Here is a 23,062-nt window from a genome sequence, read left to right as displayed (position 1 = left end):
CCGTATCATCGGCAGTGGCAAAGATAAGATGTTTTTCAACAACCAAACTTACATTCTATCCGGCACCTCGATTCCCAGCAATCCCATGCCCAAGCGTACCACTTTGGATACATTCTCGGACAACGCAAGGCGGAATACCTTCACCGCTTCGTTCTCCTCACGCAGGATGCTGAAGTCGTGGTAGAACTGGTTGTATTCCTTCACAAGGTCATACGTATAGTTGGCAATGATGGACGGGCTGTAATCCTCACCTGCCTGCTTCACAATAGCGGCAAAGTCGGCAACCATCTGTATCAGTCCCTCTTCCTTCTCGCTCAACTCAATGCCGGCAGGCAGTTGGGCGGGAATCTCGATACCTGCCTCTTTCGCCTTGCGCAGAACAGACTGGATACGTGCATAAGTATATTGGATGAACGGGCCCGTATTGCCATTGAAGTCGATGGACTCTTTCGGATTGAATGTCATGTTCTTGCGGGCATCCACCTTCAGGATGAAGTACTTTAAGGCACCCAGACCAACGATACGGGCGATATCGTCCGCCTCTTCTTTTGTCAGACCATCCAGCTTACCCAGTTCATTGCTGGTTTCCTTGGCTGTATCAATCATCTCCGCCATCAAGTCGTCAGCATCAACTACTGTACCTTCGCGGCTCTTCATCTTGCCCTCGGGCAGTTCTACCATGCCGTAAGAGAAATGCACCAAGCCTTTTCCCCATTCAAAGCCCAACTTGTCGAGCAGAATAGAAAGCACCTGGAAGTGGTAGTTCTGTTCGTTGCCCACAACATAAATCATCTTGTCGATGGGATAATCGGCAAAACGGAGCTTGGCGGTACCGATATCCTGCGTCATGTAGACGGAAGTGCCGTCCGCACGCAACAACAGTTTGTGGTCCAACCCCTCACCCGTGAGGTCCGCCCACACGGAACCGTCTTCTTTCCGGTAGAAGAAACCTTTCTCCAGGCCCTCCATCACTTTCTCTTTCCCTTCAAGGTAAGTGTTCGACTCGTAATATATCTTATCGAAAGTCACGCCCATCATGCGGTAAGTCTCGTCGAAACCGGCATACACCCAGTCGTTCATCTTCTTCCAAAGCGCACGTACTTCGGGGTCGTTGGCTTCCCACTTCACCAGCATCTCACGGGCTTCCTTCATTAAAGGAGATTCGGCTTCCGCCTTTGCCTTGGCCTCTTCCTCATTCATGCCTTCGCTTTGGAACTTCGCCATCAACTCCTTCACTTCCGCCTTGTAGTGCTTGTCGAAAGAAACATAGTAATCGCCAATCAGGTGGTCGCCCTTCTTGCCGGATGATTCGGGAGTCTCACCATTGCCGTACTTCTGCCATGCCAACATGGACTTGCAGATATGAATTCCACGGTCATTGACAATATTGGTCTTTACTACCTTATTGCCGTTGGCAGCCACTATATTAGCCAGCGCATTTCCCAAAAGATTGTTGCGTACGTGGCCCAAATGGAGCGGTTTGTTGGTGTTGGGAGAAGAATACTCAATCATCACCAACGGAGAGCTGTCAGTAGCAGCCATGATGCCGTACTGCTTGTCCGCATGAATGCCGTTCAGCAATTCTATCCACGCGGAAGAGGCAATGGTCAGGTTCAGGAAGCCTTTGATGACATTAAATGCAGCAACCGAAGGTTCGTTTGCCTGCAAGTATTCACCGATTTCTTGTGCCGTCTGCTCCGGTCCCTTCTTGGACATGCGGAGGAAAGGAAATACCACCAACGTGAGGTGTCCTTCAAATTCTTTCTTGGTTTTCTGCAACTGCACTTGTGCGGCAGGAACATCCTGCCCGTAAAGCGCTTTCAGTCCGCCGATGACGGACGCTACCAGTTTCTGTTCTATATTCATGATTCAAATGTATTTTCCTGCGTGCAAAGATAACGTAAACCAAAATCAGTACAAAACAAGCAGGCTTGTTTTTATTGACCCACAAGATATTCAACATACAAAGAGGGGACGCTCTTTGCAAAACGTCCCCTCTTTGTATGTTGAGTATACTGTTATCTATTCAGCTGTCAATTCCGCACCCGGTTTGAATTTAACAACTTTCTTTGCAGCAATCTCGATAGGCTTTTTAGTAGAGGGATTGATACACATACGTGCTCCTCTTTCCACCACACTGAAAGTTCCGAAACCAACCAATGATACTTTATCACCGGCTTTCATTGCCTTAGTGACTGATGCGGTAAATGCATCCAATGCTTTCTTTGAATCCGTCTTTGACAAACCAGACTCCGCTGCCATAGCGCCAATAAGCTCCGCCTTATTCATAATACTCAAAATTAATAATATGTTACACAAAAGATATTTTCACTTTTCAGTACAAGCCTCTACAAAAATAGAGCAATATTTCTGAATATCAAAAAAAACATTAAAAAAACATTGGAAAACAGCGAAAAAGAAGGAATAGAATTTGCTTTTTCTGTTATAGAACAGAATTTATTCGTATTTTTGCCGGAGAAAGTAAAGACAGGCAACTGTTTTTAAACCATAAAATGAATTGAAACAACAGATTATGAATACCATACCTACTATAACCAAGAACCTCTTAATCATTAATGTGCTGATGTTTCTGGGCACCATTGTCGCCCAAAGCTACGGCATCGATCTCGCTCAATATTTAGGATTGCATTTTTTCCTTGCCGAAGAGTTCAATGCTGCTCAATTAATAACATATATGTTCATGCACGCCGGATTCACGCACATGTTTTTCAACATGTTTGCCGTATGGATGTTCGGACGTATTTTGGAGCAGGTATGGGGCCCAAAACGGTTTCTGTTCTACTATCTTGTATGTGGTATGGGAGCCGGAATTATCCAGGAAGCGGTACAGTACATTCATTACGAGACAGTGCTTTCTGCCTACGACAGCGTGAATACCGGCATGGCCATCATCCCGATGGAAGAATATCTCAACATGATGACTACCGTAGGAGCTTCGGGCGCAGTATATGCCATTCTGCTGGCATTCGGCATGTTATTCCCCAACCAACAGATGTTCATCTTCCCGCTACCGGTTCCCATCAAAGCCAAATATTTTGTTATCGGATATGCCTTGATTGAGCTTTATGCCGGATTTGCAAACAGCGCAGGAGACAATGTGGCCCACTTCGCACATTTGGGTGGTATGGTATTCGGCTTTATCTTGATTATGTACTGGAGAAAAAAGAACAGAGGAAATGGCTACTATTATAACTGATTTGAAAGAAAACTTCCGCAGGGGGAATATTTATATCCAACTGACCTACATCAATGTAGCGGTATTCATACTCACTACGCTAACCGAAGTCATGTTCCAGTTGTTCAACCGGAGCATAGTAGGCGTATTCGAATGGTTGGAACTGCCGGCATCAATCCTACGCTTCATCCTGCAACCGTGGTCACTACTGACCTATATGTTCATGCATGCAGGATTCATGCACATTCTTTTCAATATGCTGTGGCTTTACTGGTTCGGTGCACTGTTCCTGAGTTTCTTCTCTGCAAAACATCTGCGGGGTGTATACATTCTGGGAGGAATTTGTGGCGGTTTGCTCTATATTGCCGCCTATAACATTTTTCCGTATTTCCGTCCCATGACAGACTATTCGTTCATGCTGGGCGCCTCCGCCTCCGTACTTGCCATTGTAGCCGCCACCGCCTATCGCGAACCCAACTATCCGATACGGCTGCTGCTGTTCGGAACCATGCGGCTGAAATACCTGGCACTGATTGTTATAGGCACTGATTTGCTGTTCATCACCTCCAGTAATGCCGGCGGACACATCGCACATTTAGGAGGTGCGCTGGCAGGGTTCTGGTTTGCCGCCAGCCTCAGCAAAGGCAGCGACCTGACCTCATGGATAAACAAATGCCTGGATGTCTTGGTTTCCATCGTTAGCTTCAAACCCCGAAAGCCGAAAATGAAAGTACACTACGGTACCAGTAAACAAAAAGATTATGATTACAACGCGCGGAAAAAAGCCCAATCCGACGAGATAGACCGCATTCTCGACAAATTAAAGAAATCGGGATACGAAAGCCTTACTACGGAGGAAAAGAAAAGCTTGTTCGACGCGAGTAAACGTTAAACAAATGGAAAACGGAAAGTGGAAAATAAGAAAATAACCGCTACTCTTATTTTCAGTTTTCACCTTTCAATTTTCAACTATTATAATGAAGCATTTAGGTAATTTTGTCGCCCTCCTGATTTTGGCGGTCAATGCCTTGTTTACGGGCTTGCTGCTGTTTACCGCCTACAGTCCGCACATCCAGCCGGTCACACATCCGGTGCAGTCGTGCCTGGGACTGACATTTCCCGTTTTCCTGGTGATAAATATAAGTTTCTTCATCTTTTGGCTGGTCATCCAGCGTTACAGAACCGCATTGCTTCCTTTGATAGGATTACTACTTTGTTATTCACAAATACGCACTTATCTACCCATCAACTTTCATACAGACAAGCTGCCTGAAACAAGTTTCAAATTACTCTCCTACAACATCATGGGATTTGACGGCGCCATCAAGCAGAATGGCAAGAATCCCATACTGACTTATTTAAAAGAAAGTAATGCCGATATCCTCTGCCTCCAAGAATACTCCACGACGGAATCATCCCGGCACCTTTCGCAAAAAGATGTGGAACGGGAACTCAAGGCATATCCATATCACCGCATCAACACGGTGGGCAGGGAAAAAGGACACACCAACAAGATAGCATGTTACTCCAAGTATCCGATTCTCTCGGCACGCGTACTGGATTATTCCAGCGAGTACAACGGTTCGGTACTCTATGAAGTAAAAATAGGAGAGGACACAGTTACCCTCATCAACAATCACTTGGAGTCCAACAAACTGACCAAAGCTGACAAAGCCGTGTACGAAAACATGTTGAAATCCCCTGGAAAGGAAAAGGTGAAAAGCGGTATGCGCCTGCTCATACGCAAATTGGCAGAAGCATCGGCCATCCGCGCTCCGCAAGCAGATGCAATCGCACACGAAATAACAACTTCACCACATCCTAGTATTATTGTATGTGGTGACTTTAATGATACCCCCATCTCCTATACTCACCGTACTATCGCCCAAGATTTGGATGATGCATTCACCGAATCGGGACGGGGATTAGGAATTTCCTACAATCAGAACAAATTCTATTTTCGGATAGACAACATACTGGCCAGCAAGAACCTGAAAGCCTACAATTGTACAGTAGACCGCTCCATCAAGGATTCAGACCACTATCCGATATGGTGTTATATCACCAAGAAGAATTGAGAATTAATACTTAACATTTAATACTTTAGAAAACAATGTTCAAAAAATGTATTCTAACTTTAGCTGCAAGTTGTATGATGTACTCCTGTGCCACCCGGACGGAAAACAATCCGTTTCTTACCGAGTTTCAAACCCCCAATGGTGTGCCTCCATTCGATAAAATCAAGTTGGAGCACTATGAACCTGCATTCCAGAAAGGTATAGAAGAGCAGAATGCCAATATCCAAGCCATCATTGACAATACAGAAACCCCCACTTTCGAAAACGTCATTGTTGCCCTCGACAAAAGTTCGCCCACCCTGGACCGTGTAGGCGGTGTATTCTTCAATCTGACCGAAGCCGAAACTACCGATGAACTGACAGCCCTTTCCATGAAACTGGCTCCGACACTGGCTGAGCACGAAGACAACATCTCGCTCAATCAGGAGCTTTTCAAGAAAATAGATGCTGTCTACAATCAGAAAGAAGCTCTCGGCCTGACCCGTGAGCAACAAAGACTGCTGGAAAAGACTTATAAGGACTTTGTCCGTTCCGGTGCCAATCTTCCGGCCGACAAACAAGCCCGCCTGCGCGAAATCAACAAGCAGCTCTCCACGCTCGGAATCACGTTCAGCAACAACATCCTGAACGAAAACAATGACTTCAAGCTTTATGTAGGAAAAGAGGAAGACCTCGCCGGACTTCCCCAATGGTTCCGCGAAAGTGCCTTGGCCGAAGCCCGTGCCACCGGACAAGAAGGCAAATGGCTGTTCACCCTGCACAATGCAAGCCGCCTGCCTTTCCTGCAATATTCAGCCAACCGCCCGCTACGCGAGCAGATGTACAAAGCCTACATCAACCGTGGCAACAACAATGACAAGAACGATAACAAGAAAATCATTGCCGACATCGTAAGCCTGAGACTTGAAAAGGCACAACTGCTGGGTTTTGACTGCTACTCCAACTTTGTACTGGACAATACAATGGCAAAGAACTCCACCACCGTGATGGAATTCCTCAACAACTTGTGGAACTATGCACTCCCCAAGGCAAAAGCCGAAGCAGCCGAACTGCAAAAGCTGATGGACAAAGAAGGCAAAGGAGAAAAGCTGGAAGCATGGGACTGGTGGTACTACACCGAGAAACTGCGTAAAGAGAAATACAACCTCGAAGAAGAAGATATAAAGCCCTACTTCAAGCTGGAAAACGTACGCGAAGGCGCTTTTATCGTTGCCAACAAGCTCTACGGCATCACGCTGACAAAACTCGAAGGCATCCCCGTCTACCATCCCGATGTAGAAGTGTTTGAGGTGAAAGCCGCAGACGGATCACAAGTGGGTATCTTCTATGTGGATTATTTTCCCCGTCCCGGCAAGAGCGGTGGTGCCTGGATGAGCAATTACCGCGAGCAGCAAGGCAGCATACGCCCATTGGTATGCAATGTATGCAGCTTCACCAAGCCCGTAGGAGACACTCCTTCCTTGCTGACCATTGACGAAGTGGAAACCCTGTTCCATGAGTTCGGCCATGCCCTGCACGGACTGCTGACCCGATGCCAGTACAAAGGCACTTCAGGTACTAATGTCGTGCGCGACTTTGTGGAACTTCCTTCACAAATCAACGAACACTGGGCCACCGAACCCGAAGTGCTGAAAATGTATGCCAAGCATTACAAAACCGGTGAAGTCATCCCCGACAGCCTGATTGAAAAGATATTGAACCAGAAAACGTTCAACCAGGGCTTCATTACTACCGAATTGCTGGCAGCCGCCATCCTCGACATGAATCTGCATAACCTGACTGATACGAAAAGCATTGATGCCGTAGCATACGAAAAAGAAGCAATGGACAAGCTGGGACTGATTCCTGAAATAGCGCCGCGCTACCGTACCACATACTTCAATCACATTATCGGCGGCTATGCAGCAGGCTATTACAGCTATCTATGGGCCAATGTTCTGGACAATGATGCCTTCGAAGCTTTCAAAGAACACGGCATCTTCGACAAGCAGACAGCCGACCTTTTCCGCCAGAATGTTCTGGAAAAAGGAGACAGCGAAGAACCGATGACTCTCTATAAAAACTTCAGAGGTGCTGAACCTCAATTAGACCCGATGTTAAAAAATCGCGGTATGAAGTAAGATTTGTGAAAAAAAAGCTATATTTGCAGCCTTGTATGCAACAGAATCTAATTAAAAATAATCATAATAAACTAAAAGTAACATGCAAAACAAAGGATTTGTAAGGGTTTTTGCGATATTGCTCACACTGGTGTGTGTGTTCTATCTTTCCTTTTCTTTTGTGACTCGCCATTACACGAATAAGGCTAAAGAGTTTGCAAAAGGCGATGTGAAAGTAGAGCAGGACTACCTCGATTCTCTAGCTAATGAGAAAGTGTATTTTGGCAATTGGACGCTGAAACAATGTCGTGAGATGGAAATCAGTTTAGGTCTGGACTTGAAGGGCGGTATGAACGTCATCCTTGAAGTCTCCGTACCCGATGTCATCAAAGTATTGGCTGACAACAAGACTGACGAAGCATTCAACCAAGCATTGGCCACTGCCGCCAAACAAGCTACCACGAGTCAGGATGACGTTATCACCTTGTTCGTCAAAGAGTATCACAATATTGCTCCGGGTGCTCCTCTTTCACAACTGTTCGCAACCCAACAATTAAAAGACAAAGTAACTCAGAAGTCTACCGATGCCGAAGTCGAGAAAGTATTGCGCGAAGAAGTAAAGGCAGCTGTTGAGAACTCCTACAACGTACTTCGTACCCGTATCGACCGTTTCGGTGTAGTTCAGCCCAATATCCAAAGTCTGGAAGACAAAATGGGACGTATCATGGTGGAACTTCCGGGTATCAAAGAGCCTGAGCGTGTAAGAAAATTGCTACAAGGTTCTGCCAATCTGGAATTCTGGGAAACATACACTGCAAAAGACGTTACTCCCTATCTGCAAGCTGCCGACAACAAGTTGCGTGCCATCGTTGCAAGCGAAACTCCGGCAGAAGAGGCAGACAACGCAGCCGCCGAAACTCCTGCCGCAACACAAGCTACCAGCACAGCCGACAGTCTTGCCGCTGCTTTAAAGGGCGAGAGCAAGACACAAGCTGTAGACCTTGCACAGATAAAGAAAGAACATCCTCTGCTCGCAATATTGCAAGTCAACCCAAGCGGTCAAGGTCCGGTAGTAGCTTATGCCAACTATAAGGATACCGCCGAAATCAACAAATACCTCTCCATGCCGGAAATCCAGGCTGAAATGCCGAAAGATTTACGTTTGAAATGGGGTGTTTCTCCTTATGAATACGATCCGAAAGCCCAAACTTTCGAACTTTATGCAATCCGTTCTACAGAACGTAACGGCAAAGCTCCGCTGGAAGGTGATGTAGTAGTAAATGCCAAAGACGAGTACGACCACTACGGTAAACCAGCCGTAAGTATGTCTATGAATACTGACGGTGCACGCCGCTGGGCTCAGCTCACCAAACAGAATATCAACAGGAGTATCGCTATTGTACTGGACGGCTATGTTTACTCTGCACCGAACGTAAACAATGAAATCACCGGCGGTAACTCACAAATCACCGGTCACTTCACTCCTGAACAAGCAAAAGACTTGGCGAATGTATTGAAATCCGGTAAAATGCCGGCTCCTGCACACATCGTACAAGAAGATATCGTAGGTCCTTCATTGGGACAAGCTTCCATCAACGCCGGTATCATGTCATTCATCGTGGCATTGATTCTGTTGATGATTTACATGTGCTCCATGTACGGATTCATTCCGGGTATGGTGGCCAACGGCGCTCTGGTTCTGAACTTATTCTTCACGCTGGGCATCCTTTCTTCTTTCCAAGCAGCCTTGACAATGTCCGGTATTGCCGGTATGGTGTTGGCACTGGGTATGGCTGTGGATGCCAACGTATTGATTTACGAACGTACCAAAGAAGAGCTGCGTACAGGCAAGGGCGTGAAGAAGGCTTTGTCCGACGGTTATGCCAACGCATTCTCCGCTATCTTCGACTCCAACTTAACGTCTATCATCACCGGTATCATCTTGTTCAACTTCGGTACAGGCCCTATCCGTGGTTTTGCCACCACTCTGATTATCGGTATCTTGATTTCGTTCTTTACTGCCGTGTTCATGACACGTCTGTTCTATGATTATTTCATGGGCAAAGACAAACTGCTGAACCTGACATTCTCTTCCAAGATTTCCAAGAACCTGATGGCGAACGTACACTTCGACTTCATGGGCAGAAACAAACTGTGGTTGAGCATCACCGGAGCTGCCGTAGTTGTATGTATCGCTTTCCTTGCTATCCGTGGCTTGAGCCAAAGCATCGACTTCACTGGTGGACGTAACTTCAAGGTACAGTTTGAGAACAAAGTGGAACCGGAACAGATCCGCGAACTTATCTCCAGCAAGTTCGGTGATGCCAATGTAAGCGTTATTGCTATCGGTACAGACGGTAAGACTGTACGTATCAGCACGAACTACCGCATTGAAGAAGAAGGCAACAACATCGATTCTGAAATCGAGGCATATCTGTATGAGACTCTGAAACCTGTATTGACTCAGAACATTACACTGGAAACTTTCATCGACCGCGAAAACCATACGGGTGGCAGTATCGTCAGTTCTCAGAAGGTAGGTCCGAGTATCGCAGACGACATCAAGGTATCAGCCATCTGGTCTGTTGTACTTGCATTGATTGCCATCGGTATCTATATCCTGATTCGTTTCCGCAATATTGCATACAGTATCGGTTCAGTAACCGCACTGGCATGTGACACTATCATCATCCTGGGTGCCTACTCTATCTGTTGGGGCTGGATGCCGTTCTCTCTGGAAATCGACCAGACCTTCATCGGTGCCATCCTGACAGCTATCGGTTACTCTATCAATGACAAGGTGGTAATCTTCGACCGTGTACGTGAGTTCTTCGGCCTCTATCCGAAGCGCGACAAGATGCAGTTGTTCAACGACTCACTGAACACAACCTTGGCACGTACCATCAATACTTCACTGAGTACCTTGATTGTGTTGCTGTGTATCTTCATCCTCGGTGGTGACTCCATCCGCAGCTTCGCATTCGCCATGATTCTGGGTGTTGTATTCGGTACAATGTCTTCTCTGTTCGTTGCATCTCCTATCGCTTACACGTTGATAAAGGACAAAAAGAGCAATGAACTTAATGAAGTTTCAAAATAAGAAAAACTTTATTGTTAATAATTAAGCTATTAAGGGACTATTCATTTTTGGATGGTCCCTTAATAGCTTAATTATCAACAATGAACATCAAAGTCCATAGCCCTATCAGGATTCTCACATATTTTTCGTGCTTTTTATCAAAACTATTTTTATCTTTGCCCAAAATACCAACATGAAAACCGTTAACCGTTTTTTCACAGCATGTCTCTTGCTGTTATCAGTCTGCACCAATCTGGCAGCAACTGTAAACCCCAAACCGTTTGTAATCCCCGAGTTAAAGGAGTGGAAAGGGGCTGAAGGCACTTTTGTCCCCACCACAAAAACAAGAATCGTTTGCCCCCCCGGACATCCGGAACTGCTGCATATAGCCCGGCTCTTTGCCGAAGACTATGAAACGATGTTTGCCTGCAAGCCCGAAGTCATCCAAGATAAGGCTGCTGCCGGTGACTTTGTACTGGCATTGCGCACAGACAAGAAACTGGGCAAAGAAGGCTACAGTATTAAAGTGACCGACCGTGTGCAAATCAGCGCGCCGGAACCAACCGGCATCTATTGGGGCACACGCACCCTGCTCCAGATAGCCGAACAAACGCCCAACCATCAACTGCCCCAAGGCACCCTGCGCGACTGGCCCGACTATGCCATCCGCGGATTCATGATAGACTGCGGACGCAAGTTCATCCCCCTTCACTTCCTGCAGGACTATGTCAAAATAATGGCCTACTACAAGATGAATACCCTGCAGATTCACCTGAACGACAACGGCTTCAAACAATACTTCCAGCAAGACTGGAGCAAGACCTACGGCGCCTTCCGTCTTGAGTCCGACACTTATCCGGGCCTTGCCGCCGAAGACGGACACTACACGAAAGCCGAATTCATCGACCTGCAGAAGCTGGCCGAACAACGCTTCGTCGAGATTATCCCCGAAATCGATGCTCCCGCCCACACACTTGCCTTCACCCACTACAAGCCCGAAATAGGCAGCAAGGAATATGGCATGGACCACCTCGACCTCTTCAATCCCGAAACTTACACCTTCATGGACGGACTCTTCAAAGAATACCTCGAGGGTGATACTCCCGTGTTCCGTGGTCCCAAGGTGCACATCGGTACCGACGAGTACTCCAACAAGAAGAAAGACGTCGTAGAAAAGTTCCGCGCCTTCACCGACCATTACATCCGCTACGTGGAAAGCTTCGGCAAGCAGGCCTGCGTATGGGGCGCACTGACCCATGCCGACGGCGAGACACCCGTGAAATCGGAAAACGTCATCATGAGTGCGTGGTACAACGGCTACGCCCAACCCAAGGAAATGGCTAAACAAGGCTACAAGCTCATCAGCATCCCCGACGGAATGGTATACATCGTACCTGCGGCCGGCTACTACTACGATTACCTCAACACGGAGATGCTCTACAACAAGTGGACGCCTGCCCACATCGGCAAAGAAGTGTTTGAGGAACAAGACCCCGCCATTCTGGGAGGCATGTTCGCCGTATGGAACGATCACGTAGGAAACGGAATCTCCACCAAAGATATCCACCACCGCGTCTTCCCTGCCATGCAGACTCTGGCCGTCAAGACGTGGACTGCTGCAAAAACCACGCTTCCCTACGCCGACTTCGACAGGCTGCGCCACCGGCTCAGCGAAGCGCCGGGCGTGAACCAACTGGGCCGCATCGAAGGCGGGCCGGGACTGGTGTACGAACAATCCGCCGTAACTCCAAGCAGCCGCACTCCTCACCGCGAAATCGGCTACGACTACCGCGTCACCTTCGACATCGACGGAGCCGCCGAGACCCCGAACACCATACTGTTCCGCTCGCCCGACGCCGTCTTCTACCTTGCCGACCCCATCCGCGGCATGCTGGGCTTTGCCCGCGACGGATATCTGAACACATTCAGCTATCGCATCCACCAAGGCGAGCGCATGAACATCGGCATCGAAGGTGACAACAAAGCCACCCGCCTGCTGATAAACGGCAAGGTGGTAGAGGAGTTGAACATCGAAAAGCGGCTCTTCGACGAGGGAAAAGCGAAGATGAACTACGTGCGCACGCTGGTATTCCCGCTGCAAGAAACCGGAGAGTTCAAGAGCAAAGTCACCAACTTGAAAGTATATAAGAAGACGGCCGATTAACAAAACAAGCCGACCGGTGCGAATACAGAGGCACGGGAGTCGTCGAGAACCTGCCACGGACAAACATCCGGTTCACTACCTTTTCAAGCACTGAATTACACGGATTTCACAGAAAGAACAACCAATAAACGCGAAATCCGTGTAATCAGCGCCCAAAATCATAACATCAAAAGTAATTTTCACCTTTCATCACCTTCACCTCGGTCTCCAATCTCCCTATTCATCGGCTTTTCCGGTGAAACTCCTTTTTTGCATTACCGCATCTCACAACCGTTAACGCACCTATCTCATCAATTGTACAACCCTCCTTGGCAGAGCACCTTCTGCCGACAGTCAACTGATTATGAATCAAAGGACAAGCACTGCAAAATTCTGAAACAGTTTTGCAGTGACACTGCAACTATACTTGCAGTAGCGCTGCAACAGCTTTGCAGTAGCGCTGCAACTGTTGTGCAGTAGCGCTGCAACCGTTATGCAGTGACAGTGCAAACAGCTTGCAGAATCTTGCAGCCATGTTCATCACCGTTGCGTTGCCACCACATTTTTCCATTGCAGTGAAATTGACAACAAGCCAAACTACAACTTCCCGTCACTCAACGGGAAAGCGAACACAAACCCAAACCACTTTCACCGGAAAAGCCGATGAATAGGGAGATTCAGAACAGAGGTGAAGGCGGTGAGGAATAAAAACAAGCATCAGAATGAGGGCAAAAAATGGAATGAAAGTGGTACCTCGGAGGGGAATCGAACCCCTATCTAATGTTTAGGAAACATCTATTCTATCCGTTGAACTACCAAGGCAGGCTTCTGCTGTCCGTCAAGGAGCAAGCCCTTCTGCATATTTCCTGCTATCTGCAGCAGATTGCGAGTGCAAAGATAATGCTTTCCATCGATTTTCCGAAAAAAGTTTTGTTAATCCGATTAACTTTACGAAATTTGTCCCAATGAAAAATACATTAACCTCTAAAAGAACTATTTAATTCATAGTAAATCGTAAGTTATGGCAAACGACATGATGGTCAAAGAACTGGAGCAAGTGGTAGTCCGCTTCTCCGGAGACTCCGGCGACGGTATGCAACTCGCCGGCAACATCTTCTCTACAGTTTCGGCTACGGTGGGCAATGACATCAGCACATTCCCCGACTATCCGGCAGACATTCGCGCCCCGCAAGGATCGCTTACCGGCGTTTCCGGTTTTCAGGTACACGTCGGTGCAGACAAAGTCTATACACCTGGCGACCAATGCGACGTGCTGGTAGCCATGAATGCCGCTGCGCTGAAAACACAATATAAATTCGCCAAACCGACTGCCTGTATCATCATCGACACAGATGCTTTCCAGAAGTCGGACTTGGAAAAGGCTGCCTTCAAGACCGATAATCCGATAGAGGAAATGGGCATCAGACAAGATGTGATAGCCGCCCCCATCTCGCAGATGGTGAAAGACTGTCTTGCCGACACGGGTATGGACAACAAGTCGATGATGAAATGCCGCAACATGTTTGCCGTAGGCTTGGTATGCTGGCTCTTCAACCGCGACCTGAAGATTGCCGAAGACTTCATCCGCGAGAAATTCGCCAAAAAGCCCCAGATTGCCGAAGCAAACATCCGGGTAATACACTCCGGATACGACTATGGGCACAACACGCACTCCTCCGTATCACACACGTACCGCATAGAGAGCAAAGCCACCGTACCCGGCCGCTACATGGACATCACGGGGAACAAGGCGACTGCCTACGGCTTCATCGCCGCCGCCGAAAAAGCAGGACTAAGCCTATACCTCGGTTCCTATCCCATCACTCCCGCCACCGACGTGCTGCACGAACTGTCCAAGCACAAATCGCTGGGTGTAAAGACCGTGCAATGCGAGGACGAAATCTCGGGTTGCGCCTCTGCCGTAGGCGCCTCGTTTGCCGGCGCGCTGGCCGTCACTTCCACTTCGGGACCGGGCATCTGCCTGAAATCCGAAGCCATGAACCTGGCCGTCATCATGGAACTGCCGCTGGTAGTGCTCGACGTACAGCGCGGCGGTCCGGCCACCGGACTCCCTACCAAATCGGAACAGACCGACCTCTTGCAGGTACTCTTCGGCCGTAACGGCGAAAGCCCCATGCCGGTGCTAGCCGCCACGTCACCCACCGACTGCTTCGAAGCCGCCTACGAAGCTTCCAAGATTGCCTTGGAGCACATGACTCCCGTCGTGCTGCTGACCGACGCCTTCGTAGCCAACGGCTCGGCCGCCTGGAAACTACCCGACCTGAAAGAATATCCCGCCATCTGCCCGCCCTACGTGCGCCCCGAGATGAAAGGCGAATGGACTCCCTACCAACGCAACCCCGAAACTGGCGTACGCTACTGGGCCGTGCCGGGCACCGAAGGATTTGCCCACATCTTGGGCGGACTGGAGAAGGACGACAAGACGGGTGCCATCTCTACCGATCCCGAAAACCATGACCTCATGACGCACCTGCGCCAGGAAAAGATAGACAAGATTGCCGTGCCCGACGTAGAAGTGCTGGGCGACCGCGACGATGCCGACCTGCTCATCGTGGGCTTCGGCGGAACCTACGGACACCTGCACGCCGCCATGGACGAACTGCGCTCAGCAGGCAAAAAGGTGGCCTTGGCCCACTTCAAGTACATCAACCCGCTGCCCAAGAACACGGCCGAAGTGATGAAGCGCTACAAGAAAGTCGTAGTGGCCGAACAGAACATGGGACAGTTCGCCGGCTACCTGCGCATGAAAGTAGACGGATTCGTGCCCTATCAGTTCAACCAAGTAAAGGGACAGCCGTTCCTGGTGAACGAACTGGCAGAAGCCTTCAGCAAGTTAATGGATAAATAACCAACCATCAATTTTAAAGCAAAACATTATGTGCGAATATACAGCAAAAGATTATAAGAAAGGACAACCCCGCTGGTGTCCGGGTTGCGGCGACCACTTTTTCCTGGCCTCCCTGCACAAAGCCATGGCCGAGATAGGCGTGGCTCCCCACAGCATCGCAGTGATTTCGGGTATCGGCTGTTCCAGCCGCCTGCCCCACTACATGAATACCTACGGCATGAACACCATTCACGGTCGTGCGGCCGCCATTGCCACAGGCTGCAAGGTGGCCAACCCGCAACTGGCCGTCTGGCAAGTGTCGGGCGACGGAGACGGACTCGCCATCGGCGGCAACCACTTCATCCATGCCAACCGCCGTAACATCAACCTAAACATGATTCTACTGAATAACCGCATCTACGGCTTGACCAAAGGACAGTACTCGCCCACGTCGCCCCGCGGATTCGTCAGCAAATCATCGCCCTACGGTACCGTAGAAGACCCCTTCCGTCCGGCAGAACTCTGCTTCGGCGCACGTGGCCACTTCTTTGCCCGCGCCGTAGCCACCGATGCCGCCGGTACCATAGACATCTTGAAAGCCGCCTACAACCATAAAGGTGCTTCGGTATGCGAAATACTGCAAAACTGCGTTATCTTCAACAACGGCACACACGACATGGTAGCCAAAAAGGAAGACCGTGCCAGGAACGCCATCTACCTGAAACACGGCGAACCGATGCTCTTCGGCGAAAACAATGAATATGGACTGGTGCAGGAAGGATTCGGCCTGAAAGTAGTGAAGCTGGGCGAAAACGGAATCACCGAAAAAGACATCCTGGTGCACAACGCCCACTGCGAGGACAACACCCTGCAACTGAAGCTCGCCCTGATGGAAGGTCCCGACTTTCCGATTGCACTCGGCGTCATCCGTGATGTGGAAGCTCCTACCTACGACGAGGCTGTGGAGGCGCAAATAGCAGAAGTATCCGCCCAGAAGAAATACCACAACTTCGAGGAGTTGTTAATGACCAACGATACGTGGGAAGTGAAGTAATCTTCCCGACGTAATATAAGAATGGCCCTTGTTTTATCATGCCCTTCATCAAAGCCTCCAAGGCAGAGATGAAGGGTTTTTCATAAGAGTAAAGGCAACTCAGATTTTCTCGCCAAACGCCAGATCGCCCGCATCTCCCAGCCCGGGCACAATATAGGAATGCTCGTTCATCTCCGGGTCGATGGCTGCACACCACAAGGTTACTTCATCTCCGGGAAACAACTTTTCCAGATGTTCTACACCCTGCCGACTGGCTATGACACAAGCTATCTGCAACTTGGCCGGCATCCCCTTGGTGATGAGAGCCTTCCAGGCCAGTTCCATACTTTCACCCGTGGCAAGCATCGGGTCTACAATCAATAATGTCTTCTTGGACAAATCCGGAGTAGCGATGTATTCGATGTGTACATCCACCGTGCGGCATTCCTTATCCTTATAATAACGGTAAGCTGAAACGAACGCATTTCCGGCACGGTCGAACACGTTCAAGAAACCCGTATGCAAGGGTAGTCCGGCACGGAAAACAGTGGCAATCACCACCTCGTCATCGGGGGTGCTGACCGGTGCCACTCCCAAAGGAGTCTGTACCCGCTTGATGGAATACGTCAGTTCCTTACTCATTTCATACGCCATTATCTCTCCAATGCGTTCAATATTACGCCGGAAACGCATACGGTCACCTTGGACTGCTACATCACGGATTTCCGCCACGTATTGGTTCAAAACGGAATTTGCCTCGGCAAAGTTGATAACCTTCATAATTATAAATGTGCTAATGTGCTGCAAAGTAAACGAATTTCACCCAATTTGCAACATTCAGTTAGCAGATCTTGTTATGGTTTTATAAAAGATTTCTCATTAGAGAAAAATTTCTCTAATAGGGCCTTTCTTTAAAAAGAAAGTATTACTTTTGTAGGCGAAAGACAAGGGACTTACTGAAAAGCAGGAAAAAAGAGATTTTTCTACACCCGTTTTCCCTTGTAAATCAAAGGAAAAAAAGAATTAAAGAAAAGAGAATATAAACCAAATACCAACATTTTAAATCATTAAAAGAAATGGCAAATTTAGATTTAAGCAAGTACGGTATCCAAGACGTGAAGGAAGTTTTCCACAACCCGTCTTACGATGTACTGTTCGCAGAAGAAACCAAACCAGGTTTGGAAGGTTTTGAAAAAGGTCAGGTAACTGAACTGGGTGCTGTAAATGTAATGACAGGTATCTATACCGGTCGTTCCCCTAAAGATAAATTCTTCGTAATGAATGAAGCCAGCAAGGATTCTGTATGGTGGACTTCTGAAGAATACAAAAACGACAACAAACCTTGCTCTGAAGAAGCTTGGGCTGACCTGAAGGCTAAGGCTGTTAAGCAGCTGAGCGGCAAGCGTCTGTTTGTTGTCGATACTTTCTGTGGCGCCAACCCCGCTACCCGTATGAAAGTACGTTTCATCATGGAAGTGGCATGGCAGGCTCACTTCGTAACTAACATGTTCATCCGCCCCACAGCTGAGGAACTGGCTAACTACGGAGAACCCGATTTCGTATCATTCAATGCTTCCAAGGCAAAAGTTGACAACTACAAGGAACTGGGCTTGAACTCTGAAACAGCTACTGTATTCAACTTGAAGACCAACGAACAGGTTATCCTGAACACTTGGTACGGTGGTGAAATGAAGAAGGGTATGTTCTCTATCATGAACTACAAGAACCCGTTGCGTGGTATCGCTTCTATGCACTGCTCTGCCAACACCAACATGGAAGGCACTGACTCTGCCATCTTCTTCGGTCTGTCAGGTACAGGCAAGACTACTCTGTCAACCGACCCGAAACGTCTGTTGATTGGTGATGACGAACACGGATGGGATGACGAAGGTGTATTCAACTACGAAGGTGGTTGCTACGCTAAGGTTATCAATCTGGATAAAGAAAGCGAACCCGACATTTACGCTGCCATCAAGCGTGACGCTCTGTTGGAAAACGTTACAGTTGCTGCTGACGGCAAGATTGACTTCGCCGACAAGAGCGTAACTGAAAACACTCGTGTTTCTTATCCTATCTACCACATCAACAACATCGTTAAGCCGGTTTCCAAGGGTCCTCACGCTCACCAGGTAATCTTCTTGTCTGCCGACGCATTCGGTGTATTGCCTCCGGTATCTATCCTGAACCCTGAACAAGCTCAGTACTACTTCTTGTCAGGCTTTACTGCCAAGTTGGCCGGTACAGAACGTGGTATCACTGAACCGACTCCGACATTCTCTGCTTGCTTCGGTGCTGCTTTCTTAAGCCTGCATCCTACTAAATATGCAGAAGAGCTGGTTAAGAAGATGAACAAGGTTGGTGCTAAGGCATACTTGGTTAACACCGGTTGGAACGGTACCGGCAAACGTATCTCCATCAAAGATACTCGTGGTATCATCGACGCTATCCTCGACGGTTCTATCGACAAAGCTCCGACGAAGGTTATTCCTTTCTTCGACTTCGTAGTACCTACTGAATTGCCTAACGTAGATCCGAAGATTCTTGATCCTCGCGACACTTACGAATGCGCTTGCCAATGGGAAGAAAAAGCAAAAGACCTGGCTGGCCGCTTCATCAAGAACTTCGCTAAGTTCACTGGCAACGAAGCTGGCAAGGCTCTGGTTACCGCTGGTCCGAAACTCTAATAACAGCAATTTGCATAAAGTTAAAGCGGCTCCCGTTTTCGGGAGCCGCTTTCTTTATATGAGCAAATTCAAAAGCTAGTCTGCACAATAAAAACGCGGCCCACCAGTAAAATAATGACTCCGCACACTTCCGAAGCCACCTTCACCGCCAACCCTCAAAAATAGAAAGAAATTTCAACGCAGCCTGAATAACAGATAATATTAAGAACTTATCATCAGCACTTATAATCGCACCATACAGAAAATAATAATTCAGGGAAGCCTTCATGTGCAAATTGTACTACAAGTTCTGTAGGAACTTATTTCGTGTTTCCTATCAACCTCGTTTCCGTAGTGGGGTAGCATTAAAAGCCTTTTAGTTATATTTTTCCTGTACTGTCTTCCTGACAGACTTATGCACGTATCCTGCTTTCCGGTTGCACTAAGATGCCATAACATGGAAGAGCAGTACTATTCCATTAAATACTAAAATATTTTAAAAAAGAAACGATAATTACTTCTTTTATTAAAAAGAACAGATATCTTTGCAAAAGATAATTCATTTTAGCAAATTATTCCTTTGAAGCTTTACCGAGTTCCTACAGAACTTAAAAGATAAACGACTTCAAAACCTAATTAAATAAAACCTTTTTTATTAACTATAATTATACAAAGAGAATGAAACCACCCTAATGTAACATGGAAAAAGTAAAAAGAGTTTATCAAAACATTTAAAATCAAAACCTTGAATTAGTAAAAAGTATTATGAGAAAGAAAGCACTATTGGTGGCCCTCTTAGGAGGATATTTCCTTGGGGCACAAGCAGTAGAAGTTCCTATTATCAATGAATCGGCCATTGTGCAACAAGCAAGTAAAATACAAGGTACAGTGGTAGATGAGACAGGAGAGCCGATAATCGGCGTAACTATCCAAGTAAAAGGCAAACCCAATCTAGGGACTATTACCGATGTTGACGGTAATTTTTCCATCAATGTTTCTCCGAAAGACGTTTTGGTGATTTCGTTCATTGGTTTCGTAACGCAAGAAATCAAAGTAGGAAATCAGACTTCACTCAGAATTACATTAAAGGAAGACAGCGAAGTCCTGGATGAAGTTGTAGTAACGGCTTTCGGTACAGGGCAGAAAAAAGAAAGCGTGGTAGGTTCCATACAAACCGTGCGACCTTCGGACTTGAAAGTACCGTCATCTAACTTATCCAACTCTTTTGCCGGGCGTCTCTCCGGTGTGATTGCCTACCAACGTAGCGGACAACCGGGTAGTAATGGCTCCGATTTCTACATCCGCGGTATATCTACTTTGAGTGGTATGACTTCACCGTTGATTATTCTGGATGGCGTGGAAGTCAGTTCTGCCGACCTCAATGCACTTGATCCCGAAATCATCGAAGGATTCTCTATTTTGAAAGACGCCACGGCCACAGCCATGTATGGTACACGTGGTGCAAATGGTGTAATGATTGTTACCACGAAAAGTGGTGCCGATTCGGAAAAGCCCATCATTGGTGTGCGTGTGGAAACGAATATCACTACTCCCACCCAAATTCCAAGTTTCGTAGACGGCTACCGTTACATGGAACTTTACAATGAAGCCGTGACCAGTGAACAGACCGGAAACATTCTGTATACCCAAGAACAGATTAACAACACACGCAATGGCGTGAATCCTTATATCTGGCCGAATGTAGATTGGTACGGATCATTGTTCAATGACATGGCTTTCAACCAGAAGGCAAACTTCAATATTCGCGGCGGTACGAAAAAAATCACCTATTTCATGAACGTAGGTGTCAATCACGAAACCGGTATGTTGAAGAACGAGGCTTCCAAGTATTTCTCTTATAAGAACAATATTGATTTGATGAAATATACTTTTCAAAACAATATTGACTTCCACATGTCCAAAAGCTCTACTATCTCCTTGCACCTGAATGTACAGCTGAATGACCTGACTCAGCCAAACACCTCTGTGGGTGACCTATATGGAGCCGTAATGAACTCCAACCCGGTAGACTTCCCCATCGCTTATCCGGCAGACGGCGTAAATAACTGGGTATATTGGGGAGCTTACGCCGGCGGTAACGACCAGGGAGCCGTGAACCCCATGGCAAGTCTGACCAACGGTTATCAGGATATCTTTGAAAGTACGGTGATGGCCAATATCGATTTTGAACAGAAACTGGACTTCTTGCTGAAAGGACTCCGTTTCAAGGCCTTGTTCTCTTATAAAAACTATAACAAGACGACCACCATGCGTAGTCAAGGCATTAACCGTTATACCTTGACCGGATATGAACAGAATCCGGACGGTACCTATAACATGACGATTTCTCCGTTCGGCTCGTCCAACCCTACTAAGCCAGTACTAAGTACGACCTCTTATGTTGGCGGAGACCGCCGCATTTATTTCCAGTCATATCTGGACTATAACCAGAAATTCGGCAACCATAATTTCAATGGAATGGTGTTGTGGAATATCGACCAATATGACAGCAATGCTCCTACTGACTTGGTGGCATCGCTTCCCCGTCGCAAAATGGGTTTTGCCGGTCGTGCATCATACGATTATGCCGGCCGCTACCTGATGGAAGTGAATGCCGGTTACAACGGTTCCGAAAACTTTGCCAAAGGACATAAATGGGGATTTTTCCCCTCGGTAGCTGTGGGATGGAACGTTAGCCAAGAAGCTTTCTTTGAACCGATAAAAGATATCATCTCCAGCCTGAAACTCCGTGCTTCTTACGGTCTGGTAGGTAACGACCAGCTGTTAGATTCAAGCAACCAGATTATCCGCTTCATCTATATGTCGGACATCACCCTACAGAGCGATAATGCAAGCTTCACCACCGGTGACAAGCAGCAGACTACTTTAAACGGCCCCGTGTATACACGTTATCAGAACAACGACCTGACATGGGAAGTGGGCGAGAAACTGAACGTAGGATTTGATATGCAGCTATTCAATTCATTGAATATCAATGTGGACGTATTCCGCGAAATCCGCCGCGACATCTTCCAACAGCGCTACTCCATTCCTAACTACCTGGGTACGGCAAGTACAGCCGTTTACGGTAACCTGGCCAAAGTAAAGAACAGCGGTTTCGACTTGTCAGTAGATTATGGCAGACAATTGAACAAGGACCTTGCCATTCAGTTCAAGGGCACGTTTACTTATGCGCACAACAAGATTCTGGAATATGACGAAGCTCCAGGCGTACGTCCTACGCTTTCAAACATCGGTAAGAAACTCAACACCATCTACGGCTATATATCCAACGGTCTTTATATAGACAGAGCCGATATCGACAACAATCCGACTTCTACATTGGGCAATATCGCTATTGCTCCGGGTGACATCAAATATGTGGACCAACCGGACAAAAACGGTAATTATGATGGAAAAATCACCAGTGATGACCGCGTAGCCATGGGCTATCCCACCGTACCGGAAATCGTTTACGGTTTCGGACCCTCTCTCTCCTATAAAAACTGGGACTTCTCCTTCTTCTTCCAGGGAGTGGCAAATACTTCGCTGATGATGTCTGGCTTCGCTCCTTTCGGAACGCAGTATAACCGTAATGTATTGTCTTGGATTGCCGATGACTATTGGTCTGAAACCAACCAGAACCCGAATGCCAGCCATCCGCGCCTAACCAAGAACGATAACAATCACAACATGCAATCCTCCGACTATTGGTTGCGCAACGGTGCTTTCCTAAAACTGAAAAATGCAGAAATCGGCTATACATATAAGAAAGCCAGATTCTACATCAGCGGCATCAACTTGCTGACTTTCTCTCCGTTTAAGCTTTGGGACCCGGAAATGGGTGGAGGTAAAGGCTTAAGTTATCCTACACAGCGTACTTTCAACGTTGGTTTCCAATTGACATTTAAATAACCCGATAA

The 23,062-nt window shown here is 47.5% G+C and carries 14 protein-coding genes and 1 tRNA gene; 10 read left to right on the top strand and 5 right to left on the bottom strand.

The genetic code is table 11. The features are described 5' to 3' along the window. Window positions 1–48: 48 nt before the first annotated feature. Together argS and E5355_RS08745 are read right to left on the bottom strand one after the other, a co-directional pair. A complete protein-coding gene (gene argS, locus E5355_RS08750; protein ID WP_136010046.1) occupies window positions 49–1,866 on the bottom strand; it encodes an arginine--tRNA ligase in 1,818 nt (605 codons plus the stop codon). Window positions 1,867–2,022: 156 nt separating this feature from the next. Then, window positions 2,023–2,289 carry an HU family DNA-binding protein gene (locus E5355_RS08745; RefSeq protein WP_136010045.1) on the bottom strand — a complete coding sequence of 89 codons (267 nt, stop codon included), beginning with the start codon at window positions 2,287–2,289 and terminating at the stop codon, window positions 2,023–2,025. Window positions 2,290–2,533: 244 nt separating this feature from the next. Between E5355_RS08745 and E5355_RS08740 the strand changes: the two genes are divergently transcribed. From E5355_RS08740 to E5355_RS08715, 6 genes are all read left to right on the top strand, one after another. Beyond that, window positions 2,534–3,217 carry a rhomboid family intramembrane serine protease gene (locus E5355_RS08740; protein WP_168354310.1) on the top strand — a complete coding sequence of 228 codons (684 nt, stop codon included), beginning with the start codon at window positions 2,534–2,536 and terminating at the stop codon, window positions 3,215–3,217. After that, entirely contained in the window at window positions 3,198–4,088 is an 891-nt protein-coding gene (locus E5355_RS08735) for a rhomboid family protein (protein WP_136010044.1), read from the top strand. Before E5355_RS08740 ends, E5355_RS08735 begins: the two co-directional genes overlap by 20 nt. Before the next feature lie 85 nt (window positions 4,089–4,173). Further along, window positions 4,174–5,274 carry an endonuclease/exonuclease/phosphatase family protein gene (locus E5355_RS08730; protein ID WP_136010043.1) on the top strand — a complete coding sequence of 367 codons (1,101 nt, stop codon included), beginning with the start codon at window positions 4,174–4,176 and terminating at the stop codon, window positions 5,272–5,274. A gap of 35 nt (window positions 5,275–5,309) precedes the next feature. Beyond that, the gene (locus E5355_RS08725; protein WP_136010042.1) at window positions 5,310–7,394 is read left to right on the top strand and encodes a M3 family metallopeptidase; all 2,085 of its coding nucleotides are present in this window, start codon (window positions 5,310–5,312) and stop codon (window positions 7,392–7,394) included. A gap of 82 nt (window positions 7,395–7,476) precedes the next feature. After that, on the top strand, window positions 7,477–10,473 hold the full coding sequence (secDF, locus tag E5355_RS08720) for a protein translocase subunit SecDF (RefSeq protein ID WP_136010041.1): 2,997 nt from the start codon (window positions 7,477–7,479) through the stop codon (window positions 10,471–10,473). A gap of 172 nt (window positions 10,474–10,645) precedes the next feature. Next, window positions 10,646–12,616, top strand: a complete 1,971-nt coding sequence (locus E5355_RS08715; protein ID WP_136010040.1) for a family 20 glycosylhydrolase — start codon at window positions 10,646–10,648, stop codon at window positions 12,614–12,616. Window positions 12,617–13,016: 400 nt separating this feature from the next. On the opposite strand, the gene E5355_RS19415 is transcribed toward E5355_RS08715, so the two are convergent. Both E5355_RS19415 and E5355_RS08710 read right to left on the bottom strand, forming a co-directional pair. Then, complete coding sequence (locus E5355_RS19415; protein ID WP_168354309.1) at window positions 13,017–13,166, bottom strand: hypothetical protein; 150 nt, start codon at window positions 13,164–13,166, stop codon at window positions 13,017–13,019. Window positions 13,167–13,342: 176 nt separating this feature from the next. Next, a tRNA-Arg gene (locus tag E5355_RS08710) sits at window positions 13,343–13,417 on the bottom strand. A gap of 199 nt (window positions 13,418–13,616) precedes the next feature. On the opposite strand from E5355_RS08710, the gene E5355_RS08705 reads away from it, so the two are divergent. After that, window positions 13,617–15,464: a 2-oxoacid:acceptor oxidoreductase subunit alpha gene (locus tag E5355_RS08705; RefSeq protein ID WP_136010039.1), complete on the top strand. Its 1,848-nt coding sequence runs from the start codon at window positions 13,617–13,619 to the stop codon at window positions 15,462–15,464. A 28-nt stretch (window positions 15,465–15,492) separates the two neighbouring features. Then, on the top strand, window positions 15,493–16,497 hold the full coding sequence (locus E5355_RS08700) for a 2-oxoacid:ferredoxin oxidoreductase subunit beta (protein WP_136010038.1): 1,005 nt from the start codon (window positions 15,493–15,495) through the stop codon (window positions 16,495–16,497). A gap of 99 nt (window positions 16,498–16,596) precedes the next feature. Here the strand turns inward: E5355_RS08700 and upp are convergent, their stop codons facing one another. Next, window positions 16,597–17,256 carry a uracil phosphoribosyltransferase gene (gene upp, locus E5355_RS08695; RefSeq protein ID WP_136010037.1) on the bottom strand — a complete coding sequence of 220 codons (660 nt, stop codon included), beginning with the start codon at window positions 17,254–17,256 and terminating at the stop codon, window positions 16,597–16,599. Between the two features lie 296 nt (window positions 17,257–17,552). Between upp and pckA the strand changes: the two genes are divergently transcribed. Together pckA and E5355_RS08685 are read left to right on the top strand one after the other, a co-directional pair. Continuing rightward, a complete protein-coding gene (gene pckA / locus E5355_RS08690; protein ID WP_136010036.1) occupies window positions 17,553–19,160 on the top strand; it encodes a phosphoenolpyruvate carboxykinase (ATP) in 1,608 nt (535 codons plus the stop codon). Between the two features lie 744 nt (window positions 19,161–19,904). Continuing rightward, window positions 19,905–23,054, top strand: a complete 3,150-nt coding sequence (locus E5355_RS08685) for a SusC/RagA family TonB-linked outer membrane protein (protein ID WP_136010035.1) — start codon at window positions 19,905–19,907, stop codon at window positions 23,052–23,054. Window positions 23,055–23,062: the final 8 nt, after the last annotated feature.

Source organism: Bacteroides muris (ex Afrizal et al. 2022) (assembly GCF_004793475.1).
Classification (GTDB): Bacteria; Bacteroidota; Bacteroidia; order Bacteroidales; family Bacteroidaceae; genus Bacteroides; species Bacteroides muris.
The sequence above is the reverse complement of the archived record's forward strand: the minus strand, read 5'-3'. Positions and strand labels throughout refer to the sequence as shown.

What these genes read in the sequence shown, in the direction of transcription:
- argS (WP_136010046.1), bottom strand. Translation starts at nt 1,866, where the DNA reads ATGAATATAGAACAGAAACTGGTAGCGTCCGTCATCGGCGGACTGAAA.
- E5355_RS08745 (WP_136010045.1), bottom strand. Translation starts at nt 2,289, where the DNA reads ATGAATAAGGCGGAGCTTATTGGCGCTATGGCAGCGGAGTCTGGTTTG.
- E5355_RS08740 (WP_168354310.1), top strand. Translation starts at nt 2,534, where the DNA reads ATGAATACCATACCTACTATAACCAAGAACCTCTTAATCATTAATGTG.
- E5355_RS08735 (WP_136010044.1), top strand. Translation starts at nt 3,198, where the DNA reads ATGGCTACTATTATAACTGATTTGAAAGAAAACTTCCGCAGGGGGAAT.
- E5355_RS08730 (WP_136010043.1), top strand. Translation starts at nt 4,174, where the DNA reads ATGAAGCATTTAGGTAATTTTGTCGCCCTCCTGATTTTGGCGGTCAAT.
- E5355_RS08725 (WP_136010042.1), top strand. Translation starts at nt 5,310, where the DNA reads ATGTTCAAAAAATGTATTCTAACTTTAGCTGCAAGTTGTATGATGTAC.
- secDF (WP_136010041.1), top strand. Translation starts at nt 7,477, where the DNA reads ATGCAAAACAAAGGATTTGTAAGGGTTTTTGCGATATTGCTCACACTG.
- E5355_RS08715 (WP_136010040.1), top strand. Translation starts at nt 10,646, where the DNA reads ATGAAAACCGTTAACCGTTTTTTCACAGCATGTCTCTTGCTGTTATCA.
- E5355_RS19415 (WP_168354309.1), bottom strand. Translation starts at nt 13,166, where the DNA reads ATGGAAAAATGTGGTGGCAACGCAACGGTGATGAACATGGCTGCAAGA.
- E5355_RS08705 (WP_136010039.1), top strand. Translation starts at nt 13,617, where the DNA reads ATGGCAAACGACATGATGGTCAAAGAACTGGAGCAAGTGGTAGTCCGC.
- E5355_RS08700 (WP_136010038.1), top strand. Translation starts at nt 15,493, where the DNA reads ATGTGCGAATATACAGCAAAAGATTATAAGAAAGGACAACCCCGCTGG.
- upp (WP_136010037.1), bottom strand. Translation starts at nt 17,256, where the DNA reads ATGAAGGTTATCAACTTTGCCGAGGCAAATTCCGTTTTGAACCAATAC.
- pckA (WP_136010036.1), top strand. Translation starts at nt 17,553, where the DNA reads ATGGCAAATTTAGATTTAAGCAAGTACGGTATCCAAGACGTGAAGGAA.
- E5355_RS08685 (WP_136010035.1), top strand. Translation starts at nt 19,905, where the DNA reads ATGAGAAAGAAAGCACTATTGGTGGCCCTCTTAGGAGGATATTTCCTT.